Here is a 19,342-nt window from a genome sequence, read left to right on the forward strand (position 1 = left end):
ACATGCAATACATTGCTGGACACCCGCCCTGACTTCATTGCGTCGAAGGAGACCACCGTGCCGGCCTTGCCCACCCTGATTGCTTTCGGACTCGTGTCGCTCGGCATGGTCCTGACGCCCGGCCCGAACATGATCTACCTGATTTCCCGCTCGATCTGCCAGGGGCGCCGCGCGGGGCTGGTGTCGCTCGGCGGCGTGGCGCTGGGGTTCGTGTTCTACATGTTCTGCGCGGCATTCGGCATCACCGCGCTGGTGCTGACCGTGCCGTACGCGTATGACGCGCTGCGTTTCGCAGGCGCGCTGTACCTGGCGTATCTTGCGTGGCAGGCGCTCAAGCCGGGCGGCCGCTCGGCGTTTCAGGTCCGGCAATTGCCGCACGACAGCGACGCGAGGCTCTTCACGATGGGCTTCGTCACCAACCTCGCGAACCCGAAGATCGCGGTGATGTATCTGTCGCTGCTGCCGCAGTTCATTTCGCCGGGGCACGGCAGTGTGCTCGTGCAATCGCTGGCCCTGGGCTGCGTGCAGATCGCGGTCAGCGTCTGCGTCAACGCGCTGATCGCGAGCATGGCCGGCTCGATCGCGGGGTTTCTTGCCGATCGGCCGGTCTGGGCACGGGGGCAGCGCTGGTTGATGGGGACCGTGCTGGCGGGACTGGCCGTGCGCATCGCGCTCGAGTCGCGAAGCTAGAGGTCGGGGCGACTTGCGGTGGATGGGGGCCGGGCAAGCGGATAGCGCGCGGTGCACGCGATGCCCGCATGATCGAACGTTCCGCCGGCCGCCGCGGCATGACGCGCGGCGGCCGGCAGCCGCATCAGCGCTCGCCGCGCTTCTTGCTCAGCTCGATCGTCTCGAACAACTCGTACTGCGCGCTCGGGTGCTGATCCGCGCCCGGCGCGTGGTAGTAGCGCATCGTGATCGTCGTGTGGCCGCCCGGCTTGCCCGGATCGTGATCGAACACCGCGATCCCGTAGCCCGTGCCCGTATCGCGGCGCGCGGACCAGATCGCATCCTCCAGCGCATCGGCCGGCTTGCGCACGAACGTGTTCGCCGCCGTGCCCGGCACCGGCCGGTTCGGCTTCGTGAAAACCTTGGCCTGCGCATAGCCGGTCGCCGGGTTCTCGCCGTACACGTCGAGCGGCGCACTGGTGCCGCCGCCGCCGAGGATCAGGTGGATCGTGCCGTGGCTCGTGTCGAACGTCGTGCGGTCGGGATCCGTCGACCCGACCGGACGCGGCTGCAGCGTCTCGACGACTTCGCCGGTCGAGGCATCGACGCCCGCGCGGTGATTGCAGCCGCGCACCGGGTAGCTGCGCTCGTAGTCGTGATCGTGACCGCACAGCACGAGGTCCACGCCGTAACGGTCGAACAGCGGCAGCCACGCCTCGCGGATGCCCTTGTCCGAGCCGTTGCCCGTTTTCGACGAGCTCAGCGCGTCCTGGTGCATCTGCACGACGATCCAGTCGATGTCGTCGTCGTGCGACGCGTGACGCAGCGTATGTTCGAGCCAGCGCGTCTGCTCGCCGTTGCTGTAGCCGCGCACGTAGAACGACGTGCCCGGTTCGATCGGCGCGTGGCCGGTGCTCGCGGCCGGCACCAGCGGGGCGGGGCCGCCGACGAAGGCGGCCGCGTCCTGGTACACGACATCGTCGGCGTCGAGCGAGATGAACAGCACCGAGCTCACGCGGAAGCTGTACCAGCGGCCCGGAAAGCGCGTGCCGTTCTCGGGCAGCGTATAGCGCGCGAGATACGAGTCGAGCCCCTGCGGGCCGTTGTGGAATTCGATCTCGTGATTGCCGGGGCACGGCATCCACGGGCGATTCGCGGCCGACGTCTGGTTGTTGTTGCCGAAGTCGCGCCACACTTCCGGCTGGTGCGCGGGGTTCAGGTTCGCGTAGCAGAGGTCGCCGTTCAGCAGGTGGAACAGCGGCTGGAACTGCTCGACCGCCTGCACCGCGAAGCGGCTTTGCGGCGACGACAGCACCCACGCGCCGTTCGGCGTCGCGAGGTCGCCGTAGCTCGTGAAGCGAAACGGTGCGCGCCCGCGCGGCGCGGTCGTGAAGGTGGCGGCAAACGGCTGCGCGGCGTTGCTGTCGTTGTCGGCCGTGAGTTCGTAGCGGTAGCGCGTGTTCGGCTTCAGGCCGTGCACGCGGGCGTGGTACGTGAACACGGTTTCGCCGTTCAGGCCGTCGGTGTAGAGGCGCTGAACGCCATGCACGGTGCGTGCCGGCTCGCCGTCGGCGACGATGCGCGCGCGCGGATTGACGGCCGGCGCGAGCGACGCCCACGTGATCACGACTTCGGACGCCGGGTCGCTGCCCCACGTCAGGTGCACCTGCTCGGGTGTGCCGTCCGGGTTCGACGCGGCGGCACGGGCGGCCGCGAGCCCGCCCGCGGCGGTGGCGAGGCCGGAGACGCCGGCCAGTTTCAGGAAGCCGCGACGCGATACGGAAGCGGCCGGCTCGTTCGACTCGTTCGACTCGGCGGGGAAGTTGTCCTGGTTCGACATGATCGTATTTTCGTTGAATGACACGCGAAATGCGGAACCGCCCGGTCGTGCGCGAGCGCGTCGGGGGCGTGGGCCGGAAACGAGCGGGATCCCGGTGACACGCATTGTCGAAGCGCAGTTTTGCCGGGTTGTGACAGGCGGTCATCACCGTACGGACCCGATGCGTCGATGGGCGTGCGGCGTTCGTTGCGGGCGCGGCGGAAATTTATTTGCCGGTGTCGCGACGGATTTTTGCCGGATGCGTCGTTTAACGCATGAACGGCCGCTTCCTGGCATGAACGGTCGATACACGACGCTTCGGAGTCTTGCATGAAACTTTCCATTTCATTACGGTTTGCCGCGGCATGCGCAGCCGCGCTGGCGACGTCCGCCGTATTCGCCCAGGCCGTCATCGTCGCGCCGGTCGCACCGCCGCCGCCGCGCGTCGAAGTGATGCCGGCGCCGCGCGCGGGCTACGTGTGGGATCAGGGCCACTGGCACTGGCGGCATGGCCGCTACGTGTGGATTCCCGGGCACTGGCAAGGGGTGCGCGCCGGTTATCACTGGGTGCCCGGGCATTGGGCCGCGCGTGGCCCGAACTGGCGCTGGGTGCCCGGTCACTGGGCGTGATGCGCAGCGTGCCGCGCGGCGCGCAGCGCCCGTGTGGCGGGACTTCCACGTAACCTCATCAGGCGAGCCATGCCTTTTCGAACTCTCGTGATCCTGGCAGCCGCGGCCGTCTTGCTGGCCGGCTGTGTCGTGGTGCCGGCGCGTCCGGTGTATTACCGGCCCGCGCCGGTCGTCGTATATTGATCGCGCCGGCCGGCGGGCGATCGACAGGATCGATATGCCGTTCGAACCGGATGTCGACGAAACCGGCCGGATCAATCTCGGGCGCGCTGCCGAAGCGTCGGCATGGCGCCGTCCGGTGCCGGCACGACGCATGCAAGGAGAGCACGACGATGAGCTTCAGCCGGACGGCGGGCCTGCCCGCCTGCAGCATGCGGCGTTCGCACGGCACGTTGCGGAGCAGCCTGCGTTGAGCGACGCCGATCCGGACGCGGAACTCGTCGCGCGGGTCGGCGCGCGCGACGCGTCGGCCGTGCGCGTGCTCGTCGCACGCAAGCTGCCGCGATTGCTCGCGCTCGCGACGCGCATGCTCGGCGACCGGACCGAAGCCGAAGACGTTGCGCAGGAAACCTTCCTGCGGATCTGGAATCAAGCGCCGCGCTGGCGGGACGGCGAAGCGCGCTTCGACACGTGGCTGCATCGCGTCGTGCTGAACCTGTGTTACGACCGCTTGCGTGGGCGGCGCGAGGAGCCGGTCGACACGCTGCCCGACGTGCCCGACACGCAACCCGAGCCGGCCGCGCAAGCAGAGTTGCGCTCGCGCGACGCGCGCGTGCGCCAGGCGCTCGCCGCGTTGCCGCCCCGGCAGCGGGAAGCGCTCGTGCTCCAGTACTATCAGGACATGTCGAACGTTGAAGCGGCCAACCTGATGGGCATCACCGTCGATGCGCTGGAAAGCCTGCTCGCGCGCGCGAGGCGCAACCTGCGCGCGCAACTGGCCGGCGACCCACCTAGCGAGGACAAGCGATGACACCCGAACGATTCCGTACCATCGTCGCCGCGTACGGCTCGGATGCGCGGCGCTGGCCGCAAGACGAACGCGCGGCGGCCGAAGCGTGGGCGCAAGCGCATCCGAGCGACGCGCTGGCGGCGCTCGACGATGCCGCCGAGCTCGATGCGTGGCTCATGCAGGATACGGTCGCGCCGCCCGCGCCGGCGCTCGTCGAACGCATCGTCGCGTCGGCGCCCGCGCCGCAACGTGCGCGGCGGCGAGGAAAAGTGTGGTGGTCGGGCGCGGCGTTCGCGGGCGTCGGGCTGGCCGGCGCGCTGGCGGGTGCGGTGGCCGTGTCGATGCTGATGCTCGGTAGCGCGCCGATCGCGCAACACGAACCGGGCTACCTGACGACGACCTTCGGTGGCCCGAGCATCGACGGAGGCGACGAATGAGCGAACGCGGCTGGAAATTCATTCTCGTCGGGTCCGTCGTGCTGAACGTGTTCATGCTCGGCGCGATTGGCGGCGGCGTGTATCAGTGGTTCTCGACGCATCGCGAGTTGCATGCGGGCGGGATGCCCGGACAACGTACCGCGTTGCGGTTCGCCGCGGACGAATTGTCCGATGCGCGTCGGCAGGAGTTCGCCGCGGCGCTGAAGGCGGCGCGCAAGGACGGTCGAGATTTCGCGCGGGAAGGGCGCGATGGGCGGATCACGGTGCTGGATTTGCTGGCCGCGCCGCAACTCGATCGTCCGGCGATCGATGCGGCGCTCGATCGTACTCGAGCGGCGGACAGTGCGTTGCGCGGACAGGTCGAGCGGAGCGTGGTCGATTTCGCGGCGACGTTGACGCCGGATGAGCGTGCGAAGTTCGTCGACGGATTGCGGCGGAGTGGGAACTGGCGGTTGCCGGCGAGGTTGCAGAAGAAGCAGGGGGCGGCGGAGGGGCAGTAAGCGGGCACTGCGTTGTGTCGATCAGTTCGCTATGCTGGGTTCACTGATTGCGAGTTTCGCTGATCGTTCAATGTGGCTCGTCGCGGATGCCGGTTCTCGACCCCAAGCTGCCTCTCGAACCGCCGGGACTTCATCGACCGGTTGAATCCGCCACCCACAAGAGACTTTCGTTACGCCGCGATAGCGGCCGTTCAAAGTCGGAACGCTACCTGTTGCCATTCGCGTCAACCGCAGGCGCCACTGAACGGCCTTGCACCGGCGTCGCTATCAGCGTTCACCGCAAGGCCGTGCGTACGTCAGATCAGGTCACCGGGACACACAGTCATTCGGCGCAGCCTTTCCGTCGAATCTGTCTGCAATCCAGCCAATCTGGTCTTTCAGAGATCCATAGACCACCTCGTCATGTCCAAGCGCCGGATACACCTTCCATTGCAGCTGTCCGCCGGCAGCACAGATGCGATCGACAATCTTGCGCCCGGCAGCTTGCGTGAATAGCACGTCGTTACCGCCACCGACCAGAAGCAGTGGGCCGAAAGTCGGCAGCGATCCAGGCCGGTTGCGTTCCATGAACTGCTTGATGTAACGGTTTCGACGCCAACCGGGGACAAGCATCCTGTCGGTCGGCATGGCTGCAAATGCGCCGCTGGCTGCGCTGCACCCGTCGTCAACAGATGCCAGGTACGTCGAGTACGCTGTCGGTGTCAGCACGTCCTTTGGTTTGAATTTCGGATAAACGGTCTCCACGCCATAGATCCAGAAGGCCACGAGTCCGTTCAGCACCGGCAGTTTGACTGAAAGGATGCTGTCGATGGCGTCACTGAGATCGCTTGCCCCCGCAAGCGCGACGGCGCCAAGAAAATCGGGATCCTTGATTCTCGCTTCCAGTTCCGCGACGCCAAGGCTGGACAAGCCGCCTTGCGAGTGCCCGACGACAATCCATCTGCCGCTCAGGTTGGGCACGGCCGCGTGGGCCGCGGATACTGAATGCACGACGTCGGTGGCATTGCTCAGGATGTCGAGGTATGCATGACGGCTTGTCGTGCCCAGCCCGGCGTAGTCGGTTGCGACGACGGCATAACCTAACGTCACGTACTCGTAGAGACCCTGCCAGTCATAGAAAAGGGACTTCATGAGGGAAGGCGCGCAACTCATTGCTACGCCGCTTGTGCCGTGGGACCAGGCCAGCAGCGGCCATCCGCCCGGAGGTGGATGGCCATAAGGAACCAGCACGACGCCCGTCGCCAGCGTGTCGGTATCGTCGGCTGTACGGGTGTGGTACAGGATGCGGGTGGCCGTGACTCCCGGAGGCAACGCGAAGTCAGTGGCCGGCTCCGCGCGAACCAGCGTGCCCGGCCTGGCAGGTGGTTCCGATGCTGGTTTGATGTAGAACGGCGTGACAGTCAGTTTCCGGCCTGCGTCGATCGCTCGGCCTGCCTCCAGCGATGGCGCAAACAATGACGGGCCCCACGCAGGCGGTTGTTGGGCAAGTGCGTTGGCAGAACCCAAGGCGATTGCAAGCGCCGCAGCAGCTGTGCACAAGATATCGCTGATAGGCCGCCCCATGATTGGCCGTCCTGACGGTCGGAATCCTTCATGCAGTGTTTTTTTCATGATGAACGCTACGGCATGGAAGCACGCGAGACTGGCAGGGGCGGTCGAACCTGCGTCGGGACGACCGAGCGATCCGCTCGACAATCATTGGTTACGCGGTACCGTAATGTATAGCACGGTATAGCCAATACGAATCCGCCGGGAGGTCCCGGTGGGCCTGCTGCGTCTGCGAGACAAGGGGTGGCGCCTTGCTCCACAGGCACGGTGGATCCCGGGGCTTTTGACAATTGACTACCGGCGCAAAAAAGAGGAGCTTGTCGGAGTTGCACCAGGTTCGCTCCTTGTCTCGACGGGTACTCTATCCGAGGTAGCGATGTGGATCTTCCGTGTCGATGAGCCCCGCCTTGGGGTCATCCGTATTCGAGAATGGCGCCGCCACGCGCGCTTTACAATTCTTCTTCTTCTCCTGCTGCTGGGCGGCGCGGCCACTGGGCTGGTCTTGCTCGACCCGTCCAACACCTCTTTTCACGACAAAGTATTTACGGCCCTTTGGGATGGGGCCAATCTCGTCACGACGCTCGGTAACTTTACCGACTTCAATCGGCCTCAAAAGATATTCATGCTGCTGGCCATGTTCGCGACGCTGCTGATCGGCGGATTCGCGGTTTCGAGGCTCACCGGCATGCTATCGGGCGACGATGTGATGGCTTATCGGGAGAACAGGGTCATGGAACGCAAGCTCGAACATCTTGCCAATCACGTCGTGCTGGTGGGATTTCATTCGCTCGGTGAACTGGTCGCAAACCGCTTGCGCGAAGCGGGGCAGACGGTGCTCGTCCTCGTGGGCGATCGGGATCAGGCCGAGCGGGCGGCGGATCGCGGCCATATGGTTGTGCTCGGTTCGCCGGGCGTGTTCGACGACGTGCTCAGGCGTGCGCGACTGGACAGCGCCAAAGCGCTGGTCGTGACGACACCCGACAGCAATAACAACCTGGCCATCACGCTGCTGGCACATACGCTGAATGCGTCGCTCGCGATCGTAGCGCCCGGCGAAAATTCCTTGCGAAAGGGGTTGTTCGAAATCGCCGGCGCATCCGACGTGGTCATCGTCGATGAGATCGTGGCGAATGCGCTGGTCGGCAAACTCACGACCCAAGTGGAGGAAAGGCCATGAAACCAGCGGCGTCCACGGCCTCTCGTCTGCATCGCATGCCATTCCTGCAGGGACTTCTACCCATCCATTCCGCGCAACTGCCGCACGACATCATCGCCGGGATCACGCTCGCGGCCCTGGGCATCCCCGAGGTGATGGGCTACACGAAGATTTCCGGCACGCCCACAGTCACCGGCCTCTACACGATCTTGCTCCCGCTGATTGCATTTGCGGTACTGGGTGCGTCGCGCCAGCTGGTGGTCGCGGCAGACTCCGCGACAGCCGCGATCCTCGCGGGTACGCTGACGGCCGTCGCCGCATTGGGCAGTAAGGAATACGTCGGCCTGACGAGCACCGTGGCCCTGACGGTTGCCGTCATGCTCGTGGCTGCGCGCATCTTTCGTCTGGGCTTTCTGGCCGACTTTCTTTCTCGCAGTGCTCTGATCGGCTTCCTGACAGGCGTGGGCGTGCAGGTCGCGGCGGGCGAACTCGCCGGGCTGTTCGGGCTCGCGAAGCAAGGGCATGGTCCGGTCATGCAGATCGTGAGCGTGTTGCAACGCATTGCCGAGGCGAATTATCCGACCATGGCGCTTTCGCTTGCCGTTCTCGCGGTGATCCTCGGTTGCAAGCGTCTGGCGCCGCGCGCGCCGGGTGCGCTGATCGCCGTGATCGGCTCCATCGTGGCCAGCGCGATGTTGAATTTCGCCGGGCATGGCATTGCGGTAACCGGTGAAGTGCCCGGCGGACTTCCATCGCTGTTCATGCCGCCGCTGCATATGAACGAGATCAATCAGGTGCTGGCGACAGCCGCCTCGTGCTTTATCGTCATCATTGCGCAGAGTGCGGCGACCGCGCGAGCGTACGCCAACCGCTACAACGAGAAGGGCGATGACAATGCCGACATCATCGGCCTCGCAGCCGCGAACGCGGCGGCTGCGTTCACCGGCACCTTCGTCGTGAACGGCAGTCCGACCAAGACCGAGATGGTCGACGATGCGGGTGGCCGCACCCAGGCCGCCCATCTGACGACGGCCGTGATCGTGCTGCTGGTGCTGCTGTTCCTCACCAAGCCGCTCAGTCTTCTGCCAGCCCCCGTGCTGTCGGCCATCGTCTTCATGATCGGCGTGAAGCTGATCGACGTGAAAGGCATGATTGAACTCTTTCGCATGCAGAAGGACGAATTCGTCGTCGCGTTGCTCACGGTAAGCGTGGTCGTGTTTGTCGATGTGATGCACGGCATTCTCGCTGCCGTGGTGCTGTCGCTGATCGCGCATGCGCGACATAGCTACCGGCTGCGCACGCGTGTGTTGACGCGCGGCCCCAGCGGCCGTTGGGTCGCGCATCCTGTGGTGCCGAACCTGCTCGCGGCGCCCGGCATCGTCGTCTACCGGTTCGAAGCGGACCTGTTTTATGCGAACGCCGGTCGCTTCACTGAAGAAGTGCTGAAACTCGTCAACGAGGCGAGTCCGCCGTTGCGTTGGCTCGTGATCGACGCATCCGAGATCAACAATATCGACTACACCGCGGGCAAAACATTGATTCAGATGGGAGTGGAACTCGATCGGCGTGGCGTGGGTGTTGCAGCAGTTGCACTTCCGACGGGTGTGCGGCATGAGATCGAACGGTACAAGGCACTGCATACGGGCGGCGCGCATCGCGAGATCTTTGCGACCGTGGATGCCGCGATCGACGCACTCAGCAAGCTCTCGCCATCCGCACCCGCGCCGGCTGCGAAACCGGAATGAAACCAAGTCAATCCGACGATGAACCGAAAAAAGGAGTGACAGGTGCCTGACTCCGCTGCCGAAAAGAAGCGTAACGAACCTGCTGCGCAACGCACCGATCCGAACCCGCTGACGGCACAAGAAGATCCGTCCACGTTGTTTGGGGGGCGTGGCTCGGTGGCGGCGCGCATCGAACAGGGCAGGGCGGCGCGCACCACGGTGCCGCGCGCGAAGCTGGCGGACTGCAAGATCGACGATCGAGATCCCATCGCGCTGCTCGACGCGTCCAACGTGGGCCGGGTGCCGGAGCTGATACCCATCCGCTATGGGCGCATGGTCGCGAGTCCATTCGCGTTCTATCGCGGCGCCGCGCCGCTGATGGCATACGACCTGTCGAAGCTGCCGCATTCCGACCTGATCGTGCAACTGTGCGGCGATGCGCATCTGGCCAATTTCGGTCTGTTCGCGAGCCCGGAGCGGCGCATTCTTTTCGGCCCCAACGACTTCGACGAAACGCTGCCTGGCCCCTTTGATTGGGATGTGCGCAGGCTGGCCGCGTCGTTCGTCATTGCCGCGCGCGAACGGGGACTGGCGGCGCGTGCCCAGCGCAGTGTGGTGCGCAGGCTATGCGAGACGTTCCGGCAACGGATCGCCGAGTTCAGCCGGATGGACACGCTCGACGTCTGGTACGACCAGTTCAGGGCAGCGAGCATGCTGGCCATTGCCGGCTCGAGGGAGGAAAGAAGAAAAGAACTGGCCGTCATCGACAGGGCGAGGCAGCAGTCGTCGCGTTCCATGACGACGCATGCGACCGAGCTGGTCAACGGCAAACTGCGCATCAAGGACGTCCCGCCGCTCGTGTATCACGTCCCACTGGCAAGCCCGCACGATCACAGGCAGTACGATGCGCTGGTCCGGCGTTTCTTCGCCGACTACCGTTTGACCCTCCCCGATGACAGGCGCGCACTGTTCGATCGTTATGAACTGGTGGATGTCGCCATTCGCGTCGTCGGTATTGGGTCGGTGGGGACGCGTTGCTACGAGGCGCTCTTCATGGCCGATGGAGCGTGTCCGTTGTTCCTTCAACTCAAGGAGGCGCGGACTTCCGTACTGGAGGGTTACCTGGCGCCGAGTCGTTATTCCAATCACGGTCAGCGTGTGGTGAACGGACAGCGTCTGCTGCAGTCGGCCAGCGACATTTTTCTAGGATGGTCGAAGATGCGTCACACGGGCAACGACTTCTACGTGCGGCAATTGCGCGACATGAAGGGCGCGTTCGATTTCACCACGTTCGACTTTGAAGATCTCGACGAATATGCGGTCTGTTGCGCTCACGCGCTGGCCCATTCGATGGCGAAAGCAGGGGACCCCGCGCTGCTCAGCGGATATCTTGGAAAGTCGGGTGAATTTGACGCGGCAATCGAGCGATTCGCGCTCGCGTATGCGGATCAGAATGAGGCCGACTGGACGGCTTTGAAGGCAGCAGTCAAGGCAGGACGCATCCAGGTTTTGCGTGAATGAGTTTGGCGCACCACCATCGGTTTTTGCGCACTCGCAATTGCGGCTTCGCTTGACATCAACGGCAAAAAATATCCCAGTGGCGCATTTGTGGCTTCTGATTCGCGCGTGGTTGCGAAGTCGAATTCGGTTTCAAGTGCGCAGCGGCAACTACAGATCGAGCACCAACTCGCTCGACATCGCCCGAGACACACAAATCATCAGCGATCGATTCGCCTCTCGTTCGTCGTCGCCAAGCACGTAATCGCGATGGTCCGCCTCGCCCGACAGCAGCCCAACTTCGCAACTCCGACACAGGCCCTCCCTGCAGGCGTGGGCAGCACGAACGCCGTGGCGTTCGAGGCATTCAAGAATCGTCTCGTCGGGTTCGACGACGCATCGTAATCCCTGTCGGGAAAGTACGACGGAGAACGATCCGTTGTCTGTTGCTTCGTCATCCTTGACAGGCGCGGTAAATCGCTCGAAGTGAAGTCGCTCCGGGGAAAGCGCTGCTCGCGCGCCGTGTGCCGCGACCGCGTCCATCAGCCCCGCAGGTCCGCAAGAATAAACGTGCTCATCGGGGCGTAAATCACGCATCATCACGCTCACGTCGTGCGGAAGTCTCCCGGCATTTTCGTCGTCGGCATACAAATGGACCGTTCCACCGAACGAGTGCAGTTCTTCAATCCATCCGGCATTTGCGCGCGACCGCACACAATAGTGGAGTTCCCACGCCAGGTCGTGACGCACGCACCAGCGGATCATGGCGAGTATTGGCGTAATGCCGATGCCGCCTGCAATGAAACGATGCCGCTTCGCGACCGGTGACAACCCGAACAGCTTTCGCGGCTCGCCGATCATCAGCGTGTCGCCGAGTCGCAGCTGCTCATGAATGTAGGCCGAACCGCCCCGTGAGGTCGCGGACCGCCCGACCCCGAGGCAATAGCGCGACCGGTCCCAAGCCTCGTTGCACAACGAGTATTGACGCGTCATGCCGCCAGGCAGATGGACATCGACATGCGCGCCCGGTTCGAACGGCGGAAGCGGCGAGCCGTCAGCGGAACGCAAATCGACACCGATTATTCCTTCCGCCTCGATGCGCAGAGCCGTCACCTTCGTTTCAATCATGTCAGTGCTCCGTTCCGGCTTGTGCCCGCGCCTCGCGTTCGTCTTCAAGCCGGGCTTTCACGGCCGAGCGAAACTGCGAAAGTGCCGAGTCGATACCGAAGGGCGTCATTTCAAAGCCGGGATCGAGTTGCAAATTTCTCTGCTGCGCCGTGATGATGTCCCGGTCTTCATCAAACGCATCGACGACGGACTGGTGAATCGAGCGTGTTACCTCAGGGTTGTCGATCGCGAAATTGTGGGGATGGGCGAAAAAGTAGTGCGTCGAATTTTCAGTTTCGGGCGTCAGCGCCTGACATCCGCGAAATTCGGCCGCATCGACGCGTATCCCGTCCCGCGCACCGGTGCCGACGGGCGCCATGCCGGAGTCCATGCGCAGAATGGCGGGCAGCGTGAAGTCGTAAATATTCCATCGATCCACTTTGCCGGGCCAGCCCTTCACAGCCGCCGCGAACGGCGGCGCATCGGTGTTCATCACCCAGCGCGTCACGCGCACGCCGTTTTCGATACGCTCGACTTCAGGCTGCACTTTCGCGTAGTCCTCGGGGCCACCAAGCGTGGTCGGATGAACGAACGGCAGATGCGAGAAGTCGAGCAGGTTGTCGCAGATGAGCAGGTAGTTGACGTGATAGTGAATATATCCGGGCAGGCTACGCCATGCGGGATCATCGACCCAATGGGTATCGGGAATGGCGTTCGGGTCAGCAAGCGCGGGATCGCCCATCCAGATCCAGATCCAGCGATGCCGCTCGACGACGGGGTAGCTCCTGACTTTCGCGCGTGGGGGGATGCGCTGTTGAGCGGGCGCTTCGACGCACGCACCGGCGCTGTCGAACTTCAGCCCGTGATACATGCAGCGCACGCAATCGCCCTCACGGCGCCCCACGGAAAGCGGTGCACCGCGATGGCAGCACCGGTCTTCAAGCGCGGCGATGCTTCCATCATCCTTGCGATACATCACGACGGGTTTTCCGATTACCACGCGCGAGAAGAGCGCATCGGCCGCGACTTCGTGGGCCCACGCAGCCACATACCATGTGTTCTCGATGAACATGTTCGTCTCCTTGAATCTTGTGTCTGCGCCCGTCCGGCGGGCGCTTGACTTCAAGATAGGGTTGCCTCGATGATGCGTCAAGCTAATGACATTAATAGAGGCAATGCACGCCATGCATATCAGAGATCTCGACCTGAACTTGTTGGTGGTGTTCGACGCGTTGCTTCGCGAACGCAGTGTCACGCGGGCTGCGCAGGATATCGGGCTGACGCAAGGCGCGATGAGTCATGCGCTTAATCGCCTTCGGACGTTTTTCGAAGACCCGTTGTTCGTGAAGACAGCGGAAGGCATGACGCCCACGGCGAAGGGCGATCAATTGGGCGCGACAATTTCAGAAATCGTCGCGGCGATTCGGAAGAACGTCGTGGCAGAAGCACGTTTCGATCCGCTGACCGCTCAGCGTACTTTCGTGCTCTGCATGACCGACATGGCGGAACTCGTCTTTCTGCCGCCCCTGATTCGCCGCTTTCGCAAGGTCGCGCCGCGTTGCACGTTGCGTTCGGTACAGGTGCCTCTGGAACAGATTGAAGGCATGCTGTCCTCCGCCGAAGCGGATCTGGCGCTCGGCTCGATTCACGCCGCGCCGGAGGGGTTGTATCAGCAACAGCTGTTCATGCATTCATTCGTGACGGTGGTGAGCGTTCGAAACCGGACGGTCGGCAAGACACTGACGCGTTCGCAGTTCGAGTCGATGCCGCAGATCGTTGTCTCTCTGACCGGCCGCGCCAGCGCAGCGTACGACAGCGCTTTCGACGCCTATGGCATCAAGCGGAACGTCTTTCTGACCACGCCGCACTTTTTGACCGTGCCGCATCTGATCGATGCACAACCTGATCTGATCGCGACCGTTCCTCTGGAACTGGGAAAAGTCTTCTCGAAACTCGGAACTGTCAGGATGGTGCCGCCGCCCGTCGAATTGCCGCCGTTCGCCCTTCGTCAACATTGGCATTCCCGCTTGAATGCGGATCCAGCCAATGTCTGGCTACGACATCTCATCAAGGAAACGTTCGAGGACTATCCGAACGTAGAGGGCCGGGATTAAGGTCGAGGAACGCTCTTGCGGGGCTATCGGACGTGCGTGGAGCCGGTACGAGCGACGCGTCGTGGCCGCGCCCTGACGCTGAGGCATGTAACGGTCGCGCGTTCCCGTTGTCCAGGCGCAGCTTCCCTATCATGAAGCGTCACCACACCGGGGAGCCTCTTTCCGTTTGGCCCGGTAGGTTCGGAAAGTCAGCGGATACGCTATCCGAAAACCCGAGCCCATACCGCCCGAAGGCGTCGCGCGCGGTCTTCGAAGAGATATGAGGCCGCCAGCGTCAAGAGACCTGAAATTGCACCCGTCACGACGTGCTCGACATAGGGGATACGATAGTGACTCGTGTGCGAGTAGGCGTCGCCCAACGTTGTCAGGACGCCAACGATCAGCGCATTGCCGTATCGATGCGTGAAGAGTTTCGCCGCAGGCGTGAAAGTCAAAAGTACAGCCAGGAGTCCAGTAAGCAGACCTGTATGAAATGCAATGGTCCAGTGGGCAAGGCTCATGATATTGCCCCAGCTCCCGGGCATGCAGGTCATGCACGCACTGGTCGGCTGCCAGAAACGCTGGATAAACAGTCTGACTCGGTGCTTCCACTCGATTGACATGATGCATTCCCATCAATGCCGTCGTCACGGCCGACGCCGCCACACGTCTCGTTGAAGCAGTTGCCAAACCCCTTTAACGAGCTTGCCGCCCTCGTCACGGATGGGTTGACTACGCGCCGTAGAGGCCGAGCAATAACCTGGACATGGGGGAATACTACTCCACGATTAGGCGGCCGCTGTTTCGACCGAGACCGGAGGTCAACGCTTGCGTCTATCGATGCGGCCCCGTCCATGACGGGCATCGAACGATGCGCTTCCGCGCGAAGGCGACGTCCGGCATCGAGCCGGAGCGGTCGCTCGGCAGGAGATCCGGTTATGGACCCTTCGCAAGACGCGCTGGTATCCCCGACGACTGCTTTCCGGCACATTGGTGAACGCGTACTGCTGGCACTAGCCCCCGTTAGCCTGCTCCATTACGTTGTCGATCGAGCGGCCGGTTCGCATAGCGCACTAATACTGACGCTTCTTGAACCAAGCATCGGCGGAGGGCCGAAAGAGCAGAACAGTCGCCACCACATCAGAGAAATACACGATGCCAGGCTTAAAGTCGTTTGTGAACGTAACGCTCCAGGCAATAAGGAGTAGTCCGACCAACGACGATAGAAATTGTGTAATCCTGGCCCAATTTTTTTGATAGGCCATTGCAATTATCAACATGGCATTAATGGCAAGCCAGAAGGCCAAGGTTGCAATGGCCTGCTGCGCTCCCCGAGACGCATGGAGGCCTTGGCGAAAGTCGTTTAGAAGAAGGGGGGTAAAAAAAAGCATCTGCCTGAGCCAAACAAGTGCAAACAGCACGACCGCTATCTTGACTAGTCGTGGCGCTTCCGGCTGTAGAAGCGGGATAGAGCGTTTTTCTTTCGCTGTCATTTTAGTCAGACTCCATCGTTCGGATACCGTAAAGCAGAGGCTGAAAATGAAGGGAGATTAAGTGTGCGCTACGTCGGGCGGTCGCTACTCGACCATGACCAGACTGACGCGCAAGTTCGGAAATGACGGCCCGTTCCAAAGTACAACCGCCACTCGCGGACTGATTCACTCGCAATAGATGTGCCGAAACGCGTCCGCACAGCGGATTCGTGCTCTCACCGCGTTTCACGGATATTCGCGACGGCGCGAATCCGTCTTTCAACGCGCCCCACCATCTGAGATGGTGACGAGCACCAGCGAGTTTCCCGTTGTTGTTCGAAAGCGCGAAGCGGCTTAAGTGCCGGGCGAGAGATTCTTCAAATGCCCGGCACGTTCGGCGCTCAGTTGCCTTGCGTGCGGATTACCCGTGTGGCGCGCTAGCGGAACGGCGTTCCTGGTTTTCGGCTATAGCCAGGGGGCTTCGCGACGTTTGGCGACTGGGTGGACCGTATTGACGCATCTGGCGCCAACGAGGCCGTGCCTCGCCGACGACGTCATGCAATGCGTAACAGGATCAGTGATGCGAGACAGCAGCCGCATGACGGCCGATACGTATTTGGACATGATTTCCCCGACACCTCTGGATGATTGTTCGTCGCCCGCGTCGAGCCGTCTGGCCGTGCGGATTCTGGTGTGCACGAGAAAGGACGCAAGTTGCGGACCAGTTCGGGAGAGGCCAATGGATTTGGGGCTGCACGGTCACCAGCGATATGGCGGCGAAACATTGGGAAGCGGCTTTGTTTCAATCGCGTAACGTCGGCTCGCCGGATCGGGAGGCGGAATGTCAGGCCAGATAAGGATTGGCCGGAAAAAGTGGACCAGCGCATCGGCGTCACAAATTCGATCCAACGATATGAATTGCTGCCGAACCTGCGTGAATGTTTCAACTACGCAACGTGCACGGAGGCGTGCTTCGAAATGAGTCCATCGGTTTGGTGTCGGACCGGAGTGCGCGCGTCCGCTGTTGCTATGGCAGGCGTGTGACTCTTCCTGGCTGAATCCGGACCCCAGCCCCTCGTTCGACACCACCCCAAAAAATATCCGCCATCCCGCGACGGATTTTCCGCCGGCGTCCGTTAAACACGAGTACGCATCGCGAGAACCCCCGTCATGGACCATCCGAACGACATCTCACCGGCTGCCATCGCGCTGAACCGCTTCGGTCTCGGCGCGCGGGCCGACGAAGCGCCACCTGCGGATCCGAAGGCGGCGCTCATCGCTCAATTCGACCATTACGACGCGCGGCCGGCCGCATGGGCCGCTGAACCGGACGCGGTCACGCTCGCGACGCGCTTCGCGAACAGCCGCAACGCGATGACGAGCGACGACGCGGCGGCCAAGCGCGCGACCGCGCAGTCGATCCGTCGCGACGGCTACGACGCGTATCGCAGTGCGGTCGGCGCGCGGCTGAACAGCGCGCTCACTACACCCGCGCCGTTCGTCGAGCGACTCGTGCATTTCTGGGCGAACCATTTCGCGGTGTCGGTCGACAAGGGGCAGGTCGCCGCGTACGCGGGCGCATTCGAGCGCGACGCGATCCGCCCGCACGTGCTCGGCCGCTTCGAGGACATGCTCGTCGCCGTCGAGCAGCATCCCGCGATGCAGCTGTTCCTCGACCAGGCACGCTCGGTCGGCCCCGACAGTCCGGCCGCGCTGCGCGCCGAAGCCCGCAATCCAGCGGCGCGGCGCGGTCTCAACGAGAACCTCGCGCGCGAGATCATGGAGCTGCATACGCTCGGCGTCCGGACCGGCTATACGCAAGCGGACGTGACGGAATTCGCGCGTGCGCTGACCGGCTGGAGCATCGCCGGCGGACGCGGGCCGCAGCCCGGCGACGCGGCGCCCGGCGCGTTCGTGTTTCGCCCGAAGCTGCACGAACCGGGCGCGCGCACGGTAATGGGCCGCACCTACGACCAGCCGGACGAAGCGCAGGCGCGCGCGATCCTGGGCGACCTCGCGCGTTCGCCGGCAACGGGTCGGCATATCGCGTTCCAGCTCGCGCGCCATTTCGTCGCCGACAACCCGCCGCCCGCGCTCACCGACCGGCTCGCCCGCGCATTCGAGACGAGCGGTGGCGATTTGCCGACCGTCTATCGCGCGCTCGTCGATGCGCCGGACGCATGGTCGCCAGTCAATCGCAAGTTCAAGACGCCGTGGGAGTGGGCCGTGTCGTCGCTGCGCGGGCTCGGCTGGCGCGACGCCGGCGACCTGAAGGCCGCGCCGCTGCTCGCGCAACTCGGCCAGCCGGTGTGGCGGCCCGGGTCGCCGGCCGGCTACGACGATCTGGCCGCGAGCTGGGCCGCGCCCGACGCGCTGGTGCGACGCGTCGAGATCGCGCAGCGGCTCGCCGCCCGCACGGGCGACCGGCTCGATCCACGCACGCTCGGCAACACGCTGCTGGCGGGCTCGCTGAGCGAGCCGACGGCGACTGCGCTGTCACGTGCCGAAAGCGCGACCACGTCGCTCGCGCTGTTGCTCGTGTCACCCGATTTCCAACGGAGATGAACATGGCTCGATCCATTACCCGTCGGCATTTCCTGAGCATTGCCGCGGCCGGCGCGGGGGCGATGCTCGTCGCACCGCGCATCGTGTTCGCGAACGTCGAAACCGACCGGCGCTTCGTGTTCGTGATCCAGCGCGGCGCGGCCGACGGGCTGAACATCGTCGTCCCGTATGCGGAACCCGCGTATGCGTCGCTGCGCGGCCCGCTGGCGATCGACCCATCGACGGCGACACGCGTCGACGGCACGTTCGCGCTGCATCCGTCGCTCGTGCAGACCGCACAGATGGTTCGCGACAAACAGGCGCTGTTCGTCCACGCGATCGCATCGCCGTATCGCGACCGCTCGCATTTCGACGGCCAGAACGTGCTCGAGACGGGCGGTCGCGCGCCGTACCAGGTGAAGGACGGCTGGCTGAACCGCCTCGCCGCGATGTTGCCGGCGACGCGCGAGCGCGCGATCGCATTCGCGCCGACGGTGCCGCTCGCATTGCGCGGCGGCGTGCAGGCCGCGTCGTATGCGGCGTCCGGTTTGCCGGCCGCGCCGGACGACCTGCTCGCGCGCGTGTCGGCGCTTTACGAGGCCGACGCGCAGCTCGGGCCGCTGTGGCAGTCGGCGATGGCCGCGCGCGGCCTCGCCGGCGATGCGCATGCGCGGCAGGATCCGGCAGGCGTCGGCAAGCTCGCGGCGACGTTTCTTGCGCGCGACGATGGCCCGCGGATCGCGATGATCGAGACGGGCGGCTGGGACACGCACAGCGCGCAGAACGCGCGGCTCGCGAACCAGTTGAAGGCGCTCGACACGATGCTCGCTGCATTGCGCGACGGACTCGGGCCCGCGTGGCAGCAGACCACGGTGCTGGTTGCGACCGAGTTCGGGCGCACGGCCGCCGCGAACGGCACGGGCGGCACCGATCACGGGCAGGCGTCGGTCGCGATGCTGGCGGGCGGGGCGGTCGCGGGCGGCCGCGTGATCGCCGACTGGCCCGGCTTGCGGCCGGGCGACCTGTACGAAGGGCGCGACCTGAAACCGACCGCGTCGCTCGACGCGCTGATCGCGGGCGCGGCCGCCGAAAGCCTGCGGCTCGATCCCGGCCGTACGGCGTCCACGCTGTTCGCGGAAAGCGGCACGACGCGGCCGATGACGGGCCTCATTCGCACAACCGCATGACGCGCGGCAT

Annotated in this window: 17 protein-coding genes; 11 read left to right on the top strand and 6 right to left on the bottom strand. The window is 64.0% G+C overall.

All coding sequences use genetic code 11. The annotated features are described in order from the left end of the window. Nucleotides 1-57: 57 nt before the first annotated feature. A complete protein-coding gene (locus ACVK00_RS10965; protein WP_228907830.1) occupies nucleotides 58-690 on the top strand; it encodes a LysE family translocator in 633 nt (210 codons plus the stop codon). A 124-nt stretch (nucleotides 691-814) separates the two neighbouring features. On the opposite strand, the gene ACVK00_RS10970 is transcribed toward ACVK00_RS10965, so the two are convergent. Further along, nucleotides 815-2,509 (bottom strand): purple acid phosphatase family protein, encoded by a 1,695-nt coding sequence (locus tag ACVK00_RS10970; protein ID WP_228907829.1) that lies wholly within the window; start codon nucleotides 2,507-2,509, stop codon nucleotides 815-817. 309 nt (nucleotides 2,510-2,818) lie between these two features. Between ACVK00_RS10970 and ACVK00_RS10975 the strand changes: the two genes are divergently transcribed. The 4 genes from ACVK00_RS10975 (at nucleotide 2,819) to ACVK00_RS10990 (ending at nucleotide 5,004) form a co-directional block, all read left to right on the top strand. After that, nucleotides 2,819-3,118, top strand: a complete 300-nt coding sequence (locus ACVK00_RS10975) for a YXWGXW repeat-containing protein (RefSeq protein ID WP_284889341.1) — start codon at nucleotides 2,819-2,821, stop codon at nucleotides 3,116-3,118. 217 nt (nucleotides 3,119-3,335) lie between these two features. Next, entirely contained in the window at nucleotides 3,336-4,088 is a 753-nt protein-coding gene (locus ACVK00_RS10980; protein ID WP_228907828.1) for an RNA polymerase sigma factor, read from the top strand. Further along, a complete protein-coding gene (locus tag ACVK00_RS10985) occupies nucleotides 4,085-4,504 on the top strand; it encodes a hypothetical protein (RefSeq protein WP_228907827.1) in 420 nt (139 codons plus the stop codon). The genes ACVK00_RS10980 and ACVK00_RS10985 overlap by 4 nt, the downstream gene beginning before the upstream one ends. Continuing rightward, entirely contained in the window at nucleotides 4,501-5,004 is a 504-nt protein-coding gene (locus ACVK00_RS10990) for a periplasmic heavy metal sensor (protein WP_284889344.1), read from the top strand. Before ACVK00_RS10985 ends, ACVK00_RS10990 begins: the two co-directional genes overlap by 4 nt. Nucleotides 5,005-5,310: 306 nt before the next feature. On the opposite strand, the gene ACVK00_RS10995 is transcribed toward ACVK00_RS10990, so the two are convergent. Continuing rightward, entirely contained in the window at nucleotides 5,311-6,615 is a 1,305-nt protein-coding gene (locus ACVK00_RS10995) for an alpha/beta fold hydrolase (RefSeq protein ID WP_354123061.1), read from the bottom strand. A gap of 313 nt (nucleotides 6,616-6,928) precedes the next feature. Between ACVK00_RS10995 and ACVK00_RS11000 the strand changes: the two genes are divergently transcribed. From ACVK00_RS11000 to ACVK00_RS11010, 3 genes are read left to right on the top strand one after another with little or no spacing between them, the layout of a single operon-like run. Further along, complete coding sequence (locus ACVK00_RS11000) at nucleotides 6,929-7,729, top strand: potassium channel family protein (protein WP_284889348.1); 801 nt, start codon at nucleotides 6,929-6,931, stop codon at nucleotides 7,727-7,729. Further along, on the top strand, nucleotides 7,726-9,453 hold the full coding sequence (locus ACVK00_RS11005; RefSeq protein ID WP_284889350.1) for a SulP family inorganic anion transporter: 1,728 nt from the start codon (nucleotides 7,726-7,728) through the stop codon (nucleotides 9,451-9,453). The genes ACVK00_RS11000 and ACVK00_RS11005 overlap by 4 nt, the downstream gene beginning before the upstream one ends. Before the next feature lie 42 nt (nucleotides 9,454-9,495). Then, on the top strand, nucleotides 9,496-10,953 hold the full coding sequence (locus tag ACVK00_RS11010; protein WP_284889352.1) for a DUF2252 domain-containing protein: 1,458 nt from the start codon (nucleotides 9,496-9,498) through the stop codon (nucleotides 10,951-10,953). 147 nt (nucleotides 10,954-11,100) lie between these two features. Here the strand turns inward: ACVK00_RS11010 and ACVK00_RS11015 are convergent, their stop codons facing one another. Together ACVK00_RS11015 and ACVK00_RS11020 are read right to left on the bottom strand one after the other, a co-directional pair. After that, nucleotides 11,101-12,057 carry a PDR/VanB family oxidoreductase gene (locus tag ACVK00_RS11015; protein WP_284889354.1) on the bottom strand — a complete coding sequence of 319 codons (957 nt, stop codon included), beginning with the start codon at nucleotides 12,055-12,057 and terminating at the stop codon, nucleotides 11,101-11,103. Between the two features lies 1 nt (nucleotide 12,058). Continuing rightward, entirely contained in the window at nucleotides 12,059-13,108 is a 1,050-nt protein-coding gene (locus ACVK00_RS11020; RefSeq protein ID WP_284889356.1) for an aromatic ring-hydroxylating dioxygenase subunit alpha, read from the bottom strand. 112 nt (nucleotides 13,109-13,220) lie between these two features. Between ACVK00_RS11020 and ACVK00_RS11025 the strand changes: the two genes are divergently transcribed. After that, nucleotides 13,221-14,150: a LysR family transcriptional regulator gene (locus ACVK00_RS11025; RefSeq protein WP_228907823.1), complete on the top strand. Its 930-nt coding sequence runs from the start codon at nucleotides 13,221-13,223 to the stop codon at nucleotides 14,148-14,150. Between the two features lie 200 nt (nucleotides 14,151-14,350). Here the strand turns inward: ACVK00_RS11025 and ACVK00_RS11030 are convergent, their stop codons facing one another. After that, nucleotides 14,351-14,752, bottom strand: coding sequence for a hypothetical protein (locus tag ACVK00_RS11030; RefSeq protein ID WP_284889358.1), 402 nt, complete (start codon nucleotides 14,750-14,752; stop codon nucleotides 14,351-14,353). A gap of 450 nt (nucleotides 14,753-15,202) precedes the next feature. Next, nucleotides 15,203-15,622, bottom strand: a complete 420-nt coding sequence (locus ACVK00_RS11035; RefSeq protein ID WP_284889360.1) for a hypothetical protein — start codon at nucleotides 15,620-15,622, stop codon at nucleotides 15,203-15,205. A 1,149-nt stretch (nucleotides 15,623-16,771) separates the two neighbouring features. Here ACVK00_RS11035 and ACVK00_RS11040 point away from each other — a divergent pair. Both ACVK00_RS11040 and ACVK00_RS11045 read left to right on the top strand, forming a co-directional pair. Continuing rightward, on the top strand, nucleotides 16,772-18,166 hold the full coding sequence (locus ACVK00_RS11040) for a DUF1800 domain-containing protein (protein ID WP_284889362.1): 1,395 nt from the start codon (nucleotides 16,772-16,774) through the stop codon (nucleotides 18,164-18,166). A gap of 2 nt (nucleotides 18,167-18,168) precedes the next feature. Then, on the top strand, nucleotides 18,169-19,332 hold the full coding sequence (locus ACVK00_RS11045) for a DUF1501 domain-containing protein (RefSeq protein WP_228907819.1): 1,164 nt from the start codon (nucleotides 18,169-18,171) through the stop codon (nucleotides 19,330-19,332). Nucleotides 19,333-19,342: the final 10 nt, after the last annotated feature.

The sequence above is a fragment of the Burkholderia sp. PvR073 genome (assembly GCF_054055695.1).